This is a genomic window from Ensifer canadensis (assembly GCF_017488845.2).
Classification (GTDB): domain Bacteria; phylum Pseudomonadota; class Alphaproteobacteria; order Rhizobiales; family Rhizobiaceae; genus Ensifer; species Ensifer canadensis.
Window position 1 is genome coordinate 2,177,728 of record NZ_CP083370.1, and the last position, 14,369, is coordinate 2,192,096.

The window sequence follows — 14,369 nt, forward strand, 5'->3', positions numbered from 1 at the left end:
GCCCAAAATAGATACTATTATCGTAACCGATCAACATCAGAAGGAACACGAAATGACGCAAATGAACGAAAAGACCGCTGTGATTAGCGGTACCGGAACCGGACCCGCCGCTACAAAGCAAGCCAAGGACGCACCCACCGCCGTTCTCATCGGAGTGACCGGAGGACTTGGTCACGCGCTGGCCAGGCTTCTCGCGGCCGAGGGCTTCCGATTGGTGCTCGCGGCCCGGAGCGAGAACGACGCCGCTAAGCTGACCGGCCGGAACGACGGTTCGGCGATTTACCAGCGCGCGGACGTCACCGATCCGGCGAGCATGGAGAAGCTGGCGGCAGCGGCCTTCGAGCACCTCGGCCGGGTCGATGCGGTGGTGAACCTTGCGGGCATCTCGCCGCGCAAAGCCATTGAGGAATACACTCTGGCCGACATCGACGATCTGTTCGCGATCAACGTCAAGGGGCCCATGTTCGTGACCCGGGCCTTCCTGCCTGGACTGCGCAAGCAAGCCGGTAACGCAGTGGTTGTCCACGTCGGCGGTGCCATGGACGGCCGGGTGGCGCTGCCGTTTATGAGCTCCTATGCCGCGAGCCGCGGCGCGTTGGCGAGCTATGTGCAAAGCGCCAACCGCGAGCTTGCCGGGACCAACGTAATGCTTTCCTTCTTCGGGCCTGTTCCCTCCAACACCGAGGCCGAGTCGCCTTTCTTCGACATGTGGAGCAAGCTGGGCGTCGACCTCTGCGAACCCGACCAGGTCGCGCGCGAGATTCTCGCCACCATCCGCAAACGTCGTCAAGTCCACGTCATGGGCGGCGGGACGCTTAAAATGCTTACGATCGCGAACGCCATATCGCCGTCCATTGCCGACGCGATGGGTCTGCGGAAATTTGGCAAGCTCATGCAGCAGTATCGCCCACGCTGATCGGGCGTGAGCATTGCGATCAACGCGTGGCCTGTCAGCCCATAGGACTGACAGTACCTTATAAGCTGTGGCTACAGCACAGCCAAATGAAAGCATCTGATGTTCCACCTCATTTTCGGAATTCCCTGGCTGGTCGTCCTCATACGCTTCATCCAGCCACTGCCATGGAACTGGTCGGCGAAGGCATCCCTGGCAATCCTGTTGTTGGTAACCTCGCAATTTCATCTGGTTAGTCGCCTCTCTTCCGGCTCGGTCTTCGATCCTGAGTTTTCGCGCCCTTTGGTCATTGCTTTCAATGTTCTCTTCGGCGCGATCGTTTTGCTGGCGGTGTTTCAGATCGCGCTGGATGTGGTCTCACTCGCGATCATCCCATTCAAGGGAGGCTTCCCCTCTGCGCCGGCAGGCCTGCGATATGCCATCGGAGTCTTGGCCATTGGCCTTTCCGCGTACGGCGTCAGCCAGGCAATCAGGGTGCCGCCGCTCAACGACATAGAAATTCCAGTCGCTGGACTGCCGCCCGAATTTGACGGCTATCGGATGATTCAGCTGACCGACCTTCACATCAGCCGTCTGTTCCCAGCCGCATGGACCAAAGAGGTCGTATCGAGGACCAATGCGCTCGGTGCCGACCTGATCGTCATCACCGGGGACTTCATCGACGGTGGCGTGGCCCACCGCAGAAACGATGTCGCGCCGCTTGCGGGATTGAAAGCGCCCGACGGCGTCTACGCAATTCCAGGAAACCACGAGTATTTCTTCGATTTTCAAGAATGGATGCGCCATCTTGATATGTTGGGAATGCGGATGCTCTCCAACAGCCACGTCATCCTCAAGAGAGGCAACGCTGAGGTCGTACTGGCGGGTGTGACAGACTTCTCCGCCCGCGGGCACGGCGCTCCCCCGACGGACCTCGTCGCAGCGATCAAGAGAGCTCCTGCGAACACTCCCATCTTATTGCTCGATCACCAGCCGATGATGGCAGAAAAAGCGGCCGCCTCTGGTGTGGCACTTCAGCTGTCGGGGCACACACACGGTGGCATGGTTCCCGGCCTCGACCGCTTGATCGCGCGCGCTAACGGAGGCTTTGTTTCCGGTCGATACCAAGTCGGAGCCATGACATTGTATGTAAACAACGGAACGGCCATATGGCCTGGGTTCGCGTTAAGGCTTGGTGTGCCATCGGAACTGACCAGAATAACCCTGCGCGCGAAAACAAGTGATTTGCATGCACGAGGGCCAGCTCATTCAACAGCGTCGGCATGATCATCACGGCGGCGCTGGCCGGCCACGGCCTTGCCTACGTGCCGGAGAACCGGGTCAGAGCCCACCTCGAGGTAGGTAGATTGACGGTGCTGCTCAACGACTATTGCCAGCCTTTCATAGGCTACCACCTGCACTACCCGAGCCGCCGTCAGCCAACGCCCGCATTCTCGGCGGTCGTCAATGCACTCCGTTACCGCCACTCGCAGTAGGGCGGCCGTGGCGAGAGGGTTCTTATCTCAGATATCGGCACTCAGGTGATGACTGCTATTGGCGCTTTCCGGACGAAGCCCGACGACGGCTCACGCGCAAGGCTGCCACTAGCGCGATCAACATCAGGCGGCATTCCCGGAGTTTGGCTGGAATTTCTCTTCTAATTAAGATGCGTAAGCCGCTTTTGGCGGAATTAGGTAGATCCTATGAGGAGGGTGGATAGCGACCGGCACTGTGGCAGGGTGAGGTTGCTAACCACAAACACCCTACCTTGGAGGCAAGCATGCCCGTTGCAGCTCACCGATCCGAAGCGCCGACCGCTATCCGGACTGATCTTGGCGCAATCTTCGTCTCGTTGGAACTCAGCCAATCGAAATGGCTCATCACCTCGCTGTCGCCGGGTGGTGGCGAGAAGATGTCTAAGCATGCGGTGGCGGCCGGCGACGTCGACGGCATGCTGGGGCGTTTTGCCGAACTCAAGAGGAAGGCGCGGGCGCGAACCGGGCGGTGCTTTCCGATCATTGTCGTCCAGGAGGCGGGGCTCGACGGCTTCTGGATCCATCGCGTGTTGGAGGCCGAGGGGATCGAAAGCCACGTTGTCGATCCGGCCTCGATTGCAACCTCGCGCCGGCGGCGGGCCAAGACCGACAGGATCGACGGTGAAGCGCTGGTCCGGGCGTTGCTCGCCTATCAGCGGGGCGAGCCGCGGGTGTGCGCGATGGTCCGGGTGCCGACGCCCGAGGAAGAGGACCGGCGCCGCCTTTCGCGTGAGCGCCAAGCGTTGACTAACGAGCGCGTACGACACGTCAACCGTATCAAGGGCCTGCTGTTCAGTCAGGGCGTATCTGGCTACGAGCCGCTGCGCCGCGATCGACGCGTGCGACTGGAGGAATGCAAGACCGGCGACGGCCGTATGCTGCCGGCACATTTGAAGGCACAGATCGGTCGCGAACTCGATCGGCTGGAGCTGCTGCTCGAGCAGATCAAGGCTGTCGAGGCCGCCCGCGACGCCATGCTCGCTGCCACACAGGCCGTCTCGCCAGCACCGGCGATGTTGCTCACCTTGAAAGGCATCGGCCCGGAGTTTACCGCCGTGCTTTGGTCGGAGGGGCTGTCGCGTCACTTCGACAACCGACGACAGGTTGCCGCCTATGCCGGCCTTGCGCCGACACCCTGGCAGAGTGGCTCGGTCGATCATGACCAGGGGGTCTCAAAATCCGGCAATCCAAGGTTACGAACGACGATGATCCAGATGGCCTGGCTGTGGGTGCGCCATCAACCGCACGCGGCGCTCACCTTGTGGTTTAGGGACCGGGTCAAGCAGAACGGCGGCCGTCTCAAGAAGACTGCGATTGTCGCGCTCGCCCGCAAGCTGCTCGTCGCGCTGTGGAAATACGTCAATGCCGGCGTCGTTATCGAGGGCGCGGTTATAAAGGCGGCCTGATCGGTTACCCGAACTGAATTCTGCAATCTTCCAGGATCCGATTGGTCCTGGCGGATCCAGGTTGGACGAACCGAGTCTTTGCATGGCTCCTGAAAATGGGCCGCTCGTGTAGAAGGGTATCGTCCTCCTGAGCCTTGTCCGCCCGCAAGCGGGATGTTGGTGCCGCTGTTTCGAACAGCGACCGTATATAAGTTGGATTTGGCTTGGCAACGAGCCGCGTCGCGCAATCGGGCTCAGACCGTGGATGCCGCAATAACCGACGGAGTGCAAAAATGTCACCCTGACGACAGTTCCGTATTGACCCTCCTCATATAAGCAAAGACCACCGAACGGACCTTAACCTGCTGATATAATGCACAATTAGAGAATCGCTTTGGACGCATGAACCGTCCGGATCGTGGATGACTTCAGAGGGTCATGCTGGCCACGATACTTCGACGGGTATAGACTCATCCACCTATCTTTGAGGGGCGCGAGATGGAGGTTCCCCTGTTCGAACGGAAGCTGTTGGCGATCCTGGCAGCAGATATTGTTGGCTATTCGAGTGCAATGGAGGCCGATGAGGCCGGCACCATTGTCCGACTAAGAACCCTGCGCGCCGATTTGATCGATCCCGCCATCGCCGGGCATCACGGTCGCACCGTCAAGCTGATGGGCGACGGCACGCTTGTAGTCTTCGACAGTGTCGTTGACGCGGTCGCCTGCGCCGCGGAAACCCAGAAAACCTTGGCCTCGCGAAATGCCGGATTGACCGAATCTGAGCGTTTGGTGCTCCGCATCGGGATCAACCTCGGCGATGTGGCGCTGCTGGAGGGCGATGTGTATGGCGACGGCGTCAATGTGGCCGCGCGGCTGGAACAGTTGTGTGAGCCTGGCGGCGTGATGATATCGGGCACAGCCTTCGACCATCTTCAAGGCAAGGTCGATTGCACCTTCGATTTTGTCGGCGAGCAGCATGTGAAAAATATCCTCCGGCCAGTTCGCGTCTATCGCATGAGACTTGATGGAAGGAAAGCGCGCTACGTTCGCATCAAGATGCTCCCCCGTCGGGCGATGTTGGGTGCCTTGGCCGTCATCGTTGTCTTGCTGCTCGCGGCAGGCGCTTGGCAATTTTGGCCGACTGCTGTCGTCAGCGCAAAGCCGTCGATCGCGGTGCTGCCTTTCGACGACTACGGCGGCGATGCCGCGACCGCACGGCTTGCTGACGGTCTGACCGAAGACGTCATCACTGATCTTTCCCGCATACGCGAGTTCGATGTTATCGCGCGCAATTCGACTGAACTCTATAAGGGCAAATCGGCGGACGTGCGGCAGATCGGACGCGATCTGAACGTCCGGTATGTGCTTGAAGGCTCAATCCAGCGCCAGGGCGACCGAATCCGTGCTACGGCACAGCTCATCGACACGGCTTCCGGATCGCACGTTTGGTCGGAGAAATGGGACAGGCACGTGCAAGACTTCTTCGCAATTCAAAGCGAAATCGCCAATCATATCGTCGGCCAGCTCGAAATGACCACGGGTCCGATCAAAAGTGTCGATCTCGGTGTTGCGAGGCGAAAGCAACCACAGAACCTAACAGCGTACGAACTCACACTTCTGGGTATCGAGAAGCAGCTTAGCCCGACGCGCGAAAGCATTGCGGAGTCGACGGAAATTCTCAAGAAGGCGGTCGCCATCGATCCGGGTTACGCCCGGGCTTGGTCCAGTCTCGCTGAGTCGTACAGTATGGCAGCAAATTTTGGTGCCGACTGGGACCAATCTTACGAGGCTGCCATGGAGGCCGCCGAACGTGGCGTGTCGCTTGATCCGAATGATGACGCCACGCATTCGGCACTGGGCGAGATACTCGCCCAAAACGGGGAGTTTGGACGAGCCAAGACCGAACTCGACATCGCGCTGCGGCTCAATCCCGGTTCTTTTACCGTGCTCACATACTATCTTAGCTGGGCGAGCGCTTTCGGTGAGCCTGCGCTCGGGGCGGAACTGGCTGATCGCGCGGTTCGGCTCAATCCCAACTACAAACCATGGGCAAGCGGCGGACTGCGCTATGCATATTTCATGGCCGGCCGCTACGAGGACGCGCTGAAGGTGATGGAACGCCAGACCCCCGACAACTACAGCAAATATGCGTGGGTCGAACGCGCGGGCAGCCTTGCCGTTCTCGGCCGAAAGGCTGAGGCGGAGGCAACGGTCAAGGAAGCACTCCGGCGTCACCCGGACCTCACCATCGAGACTATCGCCAATGATAAGGCCTTCAGTGCTGCCGAGACTCAGAGGCATATCGAGACCATGCGGCTCGCGGGATTCCCGCCCTGCGCCACGCCCGAGGCGCTGGCGAAACTCGACAAGCCTTTGCGGCTGGATGAATGCAGCGCGGACCAGCATAAACCGTCGGAGAGACCGTAGATGAGGTCGGTGACGGCGTACCGCTACGCTGCCGCCCGTTTGGGATAACTCTTGTTAACATTCAAATCTGGTGGATTTTGCTACCTAATTTCGGATTTTTGGTGGTCTTTGCTACCTTACCATTCGCGGGTGGGTGCCCCGCCTGCGGGGATAGAAACGGTGTGCTAGTGTCAACGCTGGAGAGGAGCGGCCGTCGGCATTTTGGTGGTCTTTAACCCCGTTACCGAACGCGGTCCATGGGCTGCTGCGCACTTGTGAGTGGTGACGCCGTTGTCGGCGATCCCGGTTAGGAATTTGATCCCTTGGCACAGCCCAGCCTTGCATTCGACAATCGGAAGGAGAGCCTGCCATGTCTGGAACGAAGAAATCTCGCTGCAAGCGGGATGAAAGATCAGGTCGGCTCCGGCTAGCATGCGCGCGTGGCGCTGCGCTTGATGACCCCATACGGTATGTTATGTTCTTGCTCGTATCCCCAAGGAACAAGTCATCTAGCTGATCGAGGATCGGCTGCTCGTGGCGACGTTCCTCTGGGCGGCGTCGGGAAGAAGAAGAAGAAGGACGCACCATGCCTGCCGCTATTTTGATCGGCGCTTCTGGCTCGGGCAAGACCACGATTGCTCAGGCCATCGCGGAGCGCTTTTTAGACAACGTCGAAGTTCTCTTCTTCGACCGGATAGGTGTGCCGAGCTTCGAGGACATGGTGAGACAATATGGGTCAAGCGAGGCGTGGCAGCGGGCCAAGACTATCGAATGGATGAGCACGCTGGCACAGATTGCCGAGACGGGACGGAAGGTCGTCTTCGAAGGTCAAACGCGCCTTTCATTTTTAGCTGAAGGGGCAGCGGCTGCGGGTTGGTTCGATTATATCCCAATCCTCGTTGATTGCGATGATAAGACAAGAGCGATGCGGCTGATTATGGACCGTCAGCAGCCCGAACTCGCTAATCCCGAGATGATGAGCTGGGCGAATTATCTGAGAATTGAGGCAAAAGCGAATGGGTGCGATATCCTTGACACCTCCTCCGTGCCGCTGGATCAAGCCGTCTCTTACGTTGTGGGGCGGGCCTCCACACCCTTATGACTGCTGCTGGGCCGAAAACAGAAATATGAGCTAGTCCTTACAGACGCGAGGGAGCCGACTCTTACTCTACAACGACGCTTCTTCCGCTATCTGCCCTTAGCGGTCGTGATCGCTTGCCGCGAATCACGCAACTCGCTAGCTTCTAACCGCAGGCTCGACCCAAGCCTCCCCCCTCCTTTTGGGAAAGCATCGCACATGTAGGGTGAGGCTAAATCATCGAACCATCTGTTCGAGCATCGCATTAGGAGGGGTTGCGTTTCGGCTCGCAATGGAGGTCTTTGATGAAGCTTTCTGCACCGATATTTCAACTTAAACGTCGCGCCAAGTTGATGGCACGCAATAACAATGTTGCCCTGAACGAAGCATTAGACCAGATCGCCCGAGAAGAGGGGTTTGCAAGGTGGAGCCTGCTGTCGTCTCGGATGTCTTCCGGGACGCTTTCCGAAACGATACTGTCGCGCCTGGATAACGGCGACCTGCTGCTACTCGCGGGTCGTCCTGGGCATGGAAAGACCACGCTCGGGCTTCAGCTTCTGATTGATGCAGCCCGAGATGATCGCAGGGCGTCGTTGTCCACATTAGAATTCACAGAGCAACAGGCCAGGAGGCACCTCAGAACACTAGAAGGGGATGGTGGCAGTGTTGCCGATGGAGTGCAGGTTGTTACCGCTGATGAAATCAGTGCGGACTACATCATCCAGTGCATGTCGGGATCGGAGCCGGGAACAGTCGCTGTAATCGACTATCTTCAGTTACTCGATCAGCAGCGGAGCAAGCCGGTTCTTTCCGAACAGGTACAGACCCTCGGAGATTTCGCGCGACGATCCGGTGTTGTTCTGGCGTTCATTTCGCAAATCGACAGGTCGTTTGATACCGAAAGCAAACGCCTTCCCGACATTCGCGATATTCGTCTTCCAAACTTTGTCGATCTAGGCCTTTTCAACAAGGCATGCTTCCTTCACAACGGCGAAGCGCAGCTACAAGACGTCGCCTGATTACCTGCCGCGACCAGATAAGGTCGCGGCAGGTCTCCTCTAAAGCCCGCTCATTCAGCAGACGGAAGCTTGCGCCGCTACTCCGAATTCGCCGCTATCGGGAGACCATCACTGCACCGAGATGGCTATATTCGAAAACGGCGCGACGGTTGTGGGCGCGCCGTAGCTCGAACCAGTCCAGGGACTCCGTGACCTTGACTCATCTAGGAATATATTCCTATTTTCTTCCTATCACAGGCAGAGCAGAACGATGAGACTCAAAGCCCCTTTTCCGCCGTCCACTTACATCGAACATGACCCTGCGATGTACAACACGATTAAGGGCCTACGGGAGTGGGAGGTGTTGGGTGCACGTTGCTCCGCGTGTGGTCGCATAGGCTGGCTCAACAAGGACGAAGTGCTGGAGCGTTTGGGTGACCAATACCTGATGAACCTACGCAGCCGGTTCCGCTGCGATTGCGGCAACCGCACCGATAACGTCGTGCTAATAGGACGATTGCCACGCTAGGGAAAAGCAGGCTGACCAAGGCTTCCATGAGGAAGATTGGAAAGCATGACTTGCTTCCGGCTTGCTCAAGCGAAAGCGCGGGTCGGTGATTTCCGGGCAAGGCGATGGCATTAAGACTATTAGCATGCGGACGTTTGCTTCGAACGCTGCGCCCGCGCTTCGCATGGCAACTGAAACGCACCCTGCCAGATACCTACCGCCTGCCCCCGCGCTTTGTCTTGAGCGTCGGCATAGGCTCCACCACTGTATCGCGACCAGTCCACTGCCAGACCGCTTTCGACGAGCCAGCGATTGACCTCTACGCCATCAGCGCGAAAGCAGACACCCACGAAACGCCCGTATCGATCACGCTCGACGGTCTCGCATCGCGTCGGCCGGAACTCCTGGAGAAAACGATCGAGCGTCATGGCGGCCTCTTGGCCGCATCGATATCGGAGCCCATCGCCATCTTCGCATACCTGCCAGGACTCCGGCGCGTCGACGCCAAGGAGCCGAATCCGCTCACCGGCGATTTCGATTGTGTCTCCGTCGACGACGGCCGCGCGGCCGACGATTGCGTCTTCAGCGAACGCCGGACACACAGAGATCAAGCCGGCGAGGACGACCATGAACCATTTCATCGTGCGGAAAACCTCAAGGGCCCCAGAAGAAGTAGACCGACATCCCGAAAATGTAGGCGCAGATCAACACAGTGACTGGATAACCCCAGAGAACCTTCTCGCGAGGCTGCATTTCGTTCCCGGATGTTGGGAACTCGTCGCCCCAGGCCATCGGCGGGCCGAAATCGACGGAGAAATCCCAGCCGTTCCGCCAATAGAACAACAGCGACCTGAGATACCAAAAGAGGAGCCAGGCCAACACCGCACCGGAGAAGCCGGTGAATAGATATGGTAGCGTCTCCTTGAAGAAGTTGGACATTACTTGGCACCCGCGAATGCCACGTTGATGCCGGGATCGCCTTCAAACTTCGACGAGTTGATGTCGCGCGAAACGCGATGGAACCGCAGATCACCATCCGGGTAGCGCTGGAGTAGCGACTTGGCATCCGGCGTGCTCGTATCCGGCGACAGCCAGGCGTCGTAGGCTTCGGGTGCCAGTATTACAGGCTGACGGTCGTGGAGCTGTCTCATGGGGTCGCCAGCCGCCATCGTCAGGATCGTGCAACTGATGACGTCGAGCGTCTTGTTGTAGGCCCAGAGACCGGCGAACGAGAATGGCTTTCGGTCGGGAAGATGAATGAACCAGGGGTCCTTCCCGCCGTCCTCGCCCTTGGTCCATTCGTAGAAACCGTCGGCGGGCACTAGGCATCGCTTCGCTTTGAACGAGTCCTTGAAGGACGACTTCACGTCAGCCTCCTCCGAGCGAGCGTTGAACGTCGGGTGCTTGGGCATTTCCTTCGCCCAGAAAGGGACGAGCCACCAGCGCCCCTCGCTGAGCTCCTGCTCTCCGTCGCCGCCCTGATGAACGAAGGGCACGGTCTGCGTCGGCGCAACGTTGTAACGCGCCGGGGTGTTGCGGCCGTACCATTTGTCGGCGAGCCGATAGAGCCGTACCAACTCGGCCCACTCCATCATCTGGGTGAAACGCCCACACATGCGCAAGTCCCCTCTTTGATCGCTTGGTCGATCCAGCCGCCTACCCGCAGGCTTCCGAAAACAACCGGACGGCAGTTTTTGACGTTGTCAACATACAGCCATGTTGGTTCGATCTCGACCAGCTTGCCTTCATGCCGGACGACCTGCTCTCTTCATAAAGCAGAAAAGCTAGGCCGCCTCCCTTAGCGCCATCAGACAATCGCTGCAATTCGCTTACCCATTGTCAGGTGGAGCGCGTGCCCGGCTCATGGTTTATTAATTTAAGGATTTTCCCGACAGGCGCAAAACACTTTCCCCTTCTTCGGTCTTTTTCCCATATTTCGCAAATGGCATAAATGCATTGCGGAAAACGGAGGAGGAAACCGTGCTCAAATCGCTTAAACTGACTCTCGCGACCACAATCTGCGTGTCGGCTCTCGCCGCCAGCAATCCGAGCTATGCAGAGACAATGAAACTCGGTCTCTCGATGCCGACGCTGAACACCCCATTCTTTACCGTTCTGGTGAATGCCGCCACCGACCAGGCCAAATCTACCGGCGGTTCCGTTGTGCAGACGACCAACGCGAACCGCGATGCCAGCCAGCAGGTCACTGACTTCCGCAACCTGATCAATGCGGGTGCGAATGTCATCCTCGCCGGCGTCGTCGACCGGGCGGCGATCAAGCCGTCTCTCGACTACGCGAAGAGCAAGAATGTGCCGGTCGTTATCGTGGACGACAAACCGGCTGCGGGTGACGTCTACGCCGTGGTACGTGCCGACAACCTCGCGATGGGTGCACGTGCAGCAGAAGCACTCGCCGCCGCGATGCCGGACAAGAATGCCACGGTGCTCCATGTTACCGGCGGCTTGACGACGACGAACGGGCGCGATCGCAAGAACGGGTTCGACGAGGCATTCAAAAACGTGTCCAGCGGCAAGGTCATCGAGCAGACAGCGAACTGGGAAGGGCCGCAAGCTGCGAACGTCGCATCGACCGTGATGAGCGGCAACTCTGATATCGCCGGCATCCACCTTGCAACTGACACTCTCTATTACGATCCGGTCGCCGCTGCGCTGAAATCGCGAGGCCGCCTGGTGCCCGTTGACCAGCCCGGCCACATTGCGATCGTCGCCATTGACGGCGGTGCAAGCGCATTGAAGGCCATCCGAAACGGCAATCTGGACGCCACGGTTTCTCAGCCGGTCACCGACTACGCCAAGTACGGCGTCATCTACCTGCAGGCCGCGCTCGACGGTAAGGAGATGAAGGAGGGGCCGACCGATCACAACAGCATTGTTGTCAAGGACGGCAAATACTTCGTCGATAATCTGCAGTCGCCGATTGTGACTAAGCAGAACGTCGATGACACCAGCCTCTGGGGCAACGCGGAATAGCCATGAGTATTCGCCCCGAAATACCGCAGGGCCTCGAGAGCCCTTCCGACCAGCTCGTCACCATTCAAGGTGCCGTAAAACGCTTCGGAGGTACGGTCGCTTTGAACGGGCTGTCCATTGCGATCAAGCGAGGCGAGTCACACGCCTTGATCGGGCGCAATGGCGCAGGAAAGTCCACGCTCGTATCGGTCCTCACGGGGCTCCGGTCGATCGATTCAGGGACGTTCCTTCTGAACGGCCAAGCGCCGCCTGCTCTGAGCGATCGAAACGCTTGGGGCAAAGCTGTGGCTTGCGTCTACCAGCATAGGACGCTCGTGCCCGACTTGACGGTGGCCGAGAACCTGTATCTGGGGCGATACCAGGGCAAACAAATGATCTCGTGGCGCGGCCTGAACCAACAGGCATCGGCCGCGCTCGAGAGCTGGAACATCCCGATTCTCCCGACGACCCCGGTCCGGGACCTCGGCGTCGGCGAGGCACAGATGGTCGAGATCGCACGCGCCCTGAGCCAGGGATCGCGGTTCGTTATCCTGGACGAGCCGACGGCCCAACTTATCTCGAGCGAGATCGATCAGCTGATCTCAAGAGTCAACGAGCTGAGGGAAAAGGGTGTTACCTTCCTTTTCATCTCTCATCACCTCGATGAAGTGCCGCGAGTGTGTGACGCCGTGACGGTGTTGCGGAACGGTCGAGACGTTATGCGCGGTGACGCCCACAAACTGACCACGGCAGAGATTGTCTCCGCAATGGTTGGAGATGAGGTGACTGGCAAGGCTTTGACCGCAAGCGAAAGGGTTTCCCGGCCCGCGATCAGCCCAGGGACCCCCGTCGTCCTGAAGGCGAATCTAAAGCTCGATGCCTGCGAGGACAGCTTCGTTCTGTCTCTACGAAACGGCGAGGTTGTCGGATTCGCTGGCCACAATGGTTCCGGAACGCGTCAGATCGCCCTCGCCCTGGCCGGCCACTATTCGAAATGGTCAGGTGAGTATGAGGTGAATGGGAAGAAGATCGAGAAGCCCTGGACGCCGCCGAAGGCGGTGAGGAGCGGCGTCGCCCTTCTCCCCGAAGACCGCATTAAGACAGGGCTGGTTGGCGGCATGTCCATCGAGGACAATATGACGTTGCCCAGTCTCAGGGCCTTCACGAAGGGCCTCCTGATAGACGGCCGAGCACGCCGGAGGTTCGCGGAAAACAACCGGAGCGACCTGGGAGTGGTCTGCCATTCGGTAAAACAGAACGTAGGCGAACTCAGCGGTGGAAATCAGCAGAAGGTGCTTCTGGGTTCGGCGCTGAGCACTAACCCGAGCGTCCTCATTCTTCTGCACCCAACGGCCGGGGTCGATATCGCGTCCAAGGCGACGATCCTCGACATAGTGGAACAACGCCGCCGCCAGGGCTTGGCGGTTCTGCTGGTCAGCGATGAGCCGGAAGAGCTTGCGTTCTGTGACCGTGTCCAAGTCTGGGTACGAGGAAAAAAAGTCGTCGAGAAGAGCGGCATGAACGAAGAGGAACTCGTGTCAGCCATGGAAGGCTTTCATACATCTCCGGAGGAAACATGACCCACACTCAAACCACGAGCGCCAGCGGACCGGTCGGCCGTTCACGTCGCCTGCTCAGCGACCTCTTCCAACCGGAATGGGCGATCCTGCCCGTTCTCGTTGTCGTTCTAGTCGTGGGAACGTTGCTGAATAGCGCGTTCCTGTCCTACGACAACTTCTACGGGGTCGTGCAGCAGGCCAGCGAGCTTGGCGTTCTAACGATGGGCCTGACGCTGGTCCTGATCGCCGGGAAGTTCGACCTTTCACTTGAATCCACGTTTGGCCTCGCGCCGATGATCGGTGTTTATTGCCTTCTTGAAGCGGGCGGCTCCGGCCTAAACTTCGCGAATTCGCCGATCCTGGCGCTCACCGCTATATTCGCGATCGGCGCACTGATCGGCGCGTTTAACGGGATGCTCGTGGTCTATCTTCGGTTTAACGCCTTCATCGCGACACTGGCGACGTTGATCCTCCTGCGTGGCATCAGCCTTGGTCTGACTCGGGGGGAAACGCTTTCCGACCTTCCGGTGCTCCTCACTTTCCCGGGAGATTCGACGGTCTTGGGTGTGCCGGTGTCCTTCCTGATCGCGCTCAGCCTGCTGGCTGTCCTGACTGTCTTCATGTCCAGACATCGGATCGGGAGGATGCTTTATGCCGTCGGCGGAAATCAGCAAGCCGCCCGTGTGGCCGGCATCCCGGTTGAACGAGTGTTGATGGGCGTATTCATTGTCGCCGGCATGCTTGCCGCGCTCGCGGGGCTGCTGCAGGCAGGCCGAATTGCCTCCATCCCGTCATCCCTCGGACAAAACCTGATCTTCAACGCGTTCGCGGCTGCGGTACTCGGCGGCGTCAGCCTGAACGGCGGGCGCGGGACTATCGCCGGTGCCTGTGGTGGGGTGCTGCTTCTGGTCCTTATCCAGGACATCCTGGTGTTGTCGCAGGTCCCCGCATATTGGATCAATGCGACCACCGGAGGCATCATCCTGATTGCGCTGTACATCAGCAAGATCAGCGGAGCCGACAAAGCCAACTGAAGTT

At 58.9% G+C, this 14,369-nt stretch carries 12 protein-coding genes and 2 pseudogenes; 10 read left to right on the forward strand and 4 right to left on the reverse strand.

Annotation, left to right across the window (positions count from 1 at the left end):
• The first annotated feature begins 52 nt into the window (after positions 1–52).
• From J3R84_RS10670 to J3R84_RS10700, 7 genes and pseudogenes are all read left to right on the forward strand, one after another.
• On the forward strand, positions 53–916 hold the full coding sequence (locus tag J3R84_RS10670) for an SDR family NAD(P)-dependent oxidoreductase (protein ID WP_203528319.1): 864 nt from the start codon (positions 53–55) through the stop codon (positions 914–916).
• A gap of 99 nt (positions 917–1,015) precedes the next feature.
• Positions 1,016–2,179, forward strand: coding sequence for a metallophosphoesterase (locus J3R84_RS10675; RefSeq protein WP_203528317.1), 1,164 nt, complete (start codon positions 1,016–1,018; stop codon positions 2,177–2,179).
• A pseudogene (locus tag J3R84_RS10680) lies at positions 2,161–2,388 on the forward strand (LysR substrate-binding domain-containing protein); the annotation flags it as partial. The gene J3R84_RS10675 and the pseudogene J3R84_RS10680, both read left to right, overlap by 19 nt.
• A gap of 284 nt (positions 2,389–2,672) precedes the next feature.
• Positions 2,673–3,833, forward strand: a complete 1,161-nt coding sequence (locus J3R84_RS10685) for an IS110 family RNA-guided transposase (protein WP_203528316.1) — start codon at positions 2,673–2,675, stop codon at positions 3,831–3,833.
• Between the two features lie 477 nt (positions 3,834–4,310).
• Positions 4,311–6,239: an adenylate/guanylate cyclase domain-containing protein gene (locus J3R84_RS10690; RefSeq protein ID WP_203528315.1), complete on the forward strand. Its 1,929-nt coding sequence runs from the start codon at positions 4,311–4,313 to the stop codon at positions 6,237–6,239.
• Positions 6,240–6,804: 565 nt separating this feature from the next.
• Complete coding sequence (locus J3R84_RS10695; RefSeq protein ID WP_203528314.1) at positions 6,805–7,320, forward strand: AAA family ATPase; 516 nt, start codon at positions 6,805–6,807, stop codon at positions 7,318–7,320.
• A gap of 329 nt (positions 7,321–7,649) precedes the next feature.
• Entirely contained in the window at positions 7,650–8,315 is a 666-nt protein-coding gene (locus tag J3R84_RS10700; protein WP_435526090.1) for a DNA helicase, read from the forward strand.
• A gap of 94 nt (positions 8,316–8,409) precedes the next feature.
• On the opposite strand, the pseudogene J3R84_RS38735 reads toward J3R84_RS10700, so the two are convergent.
• The 4 genes and pseudogenes from J3R84_RS38735 to J3R84_RS10715 all read right to left on the reverse strand — a co-directional run.
• Positions 8,410–8,502 (reverse strand): annotated as a pseudogene (locus J3R84_RS38735) (pyridoxamine 5'-phosphate oxidase family protein); the annotation flags it as partial.
• Between the two features lie 440 nt (positions 8,503–8,942).
• A complete protein-coding gene (locus J3R84_RS10705) occupies positions 8,943–9,443 on the reverse strand; it encodes a thermonuclease family protein (protein WP_203528311.1) in 501 nt (166 codons plus the stop codon).
• Between the two features lie 13 nt (positions 9,444–9,456).
• On the reverse strand, positions 9,457–9,741 hold the full coding sequence (locus J3R84_RS10710) for a hypothetical protein (protein WP_203528309.1): 285 nt from the start codon (positions 9,739–9,741) through the stop codon (positions 9,457–9,459).
• Positions 9,741–10,418: an SOS response-associated peptidase gene (locus J3R84_RS10715; protein ID WP_203528307.1), complete on the reverse strand. Its 678-nt coding sequence runs from the start codon at positions 10,416–10,418 to the stop codon at positions 9,741–9,743. Before J3R84_RS10715 ends, J3R84_RS10710 begins: the two co-directional genes overlap by 1 nt.
• 364 nt (positions 10,419–10,782) lie before the next feature.
• Between J3R84_RS10715 and J3R84_RS10720 the strand changes: the two genes are divergently transcribed.
• From J3R84_RS10720 to J3R84_RS10730, 3 genes are read left to right on the forward strand one after another with little or no spacing between them, the layout of a single operon-like run.
• Positions 10,783–11,793: a sugar ABC transporter substrate-binding protein gene (locus J3R84_RS10720; protein ID WP_203528305.1), complete on the forward strand. Its 1,011-nt coding sequence runs from the start codon at positions 10,783–10,785 to the stop codon at positions 11,791–11,793.
• Positions 11,794–11,795: 2 nt separating this feature from the next.
• Positions 11,796–13,352: a sugar ABC transporter ATP-binding protein gene (locus J3R84_RS10725; protein WP_203528303.1), complete on the forward strand. Its 1,557-nt coding sequence runs from the start codon at positions 11,796–11,798 to the stop codon at positions 13,350–13,352.
• A complete protein-coding gene (locus tag J3R84_RS10730) occupies positions 13,349–14,365 on the forward strand; it encodes an ABC transporter permease (protein WP_203528301.1) in 1,017 nt (338 codons plus the stop codon). Before J3R84_RS10725 ends, J3R84_RS10730 begins: the two co-directional genes overlap by 4 nt.
• Positions 14,366–14,369: the final 4 nt, after the last annotated feature.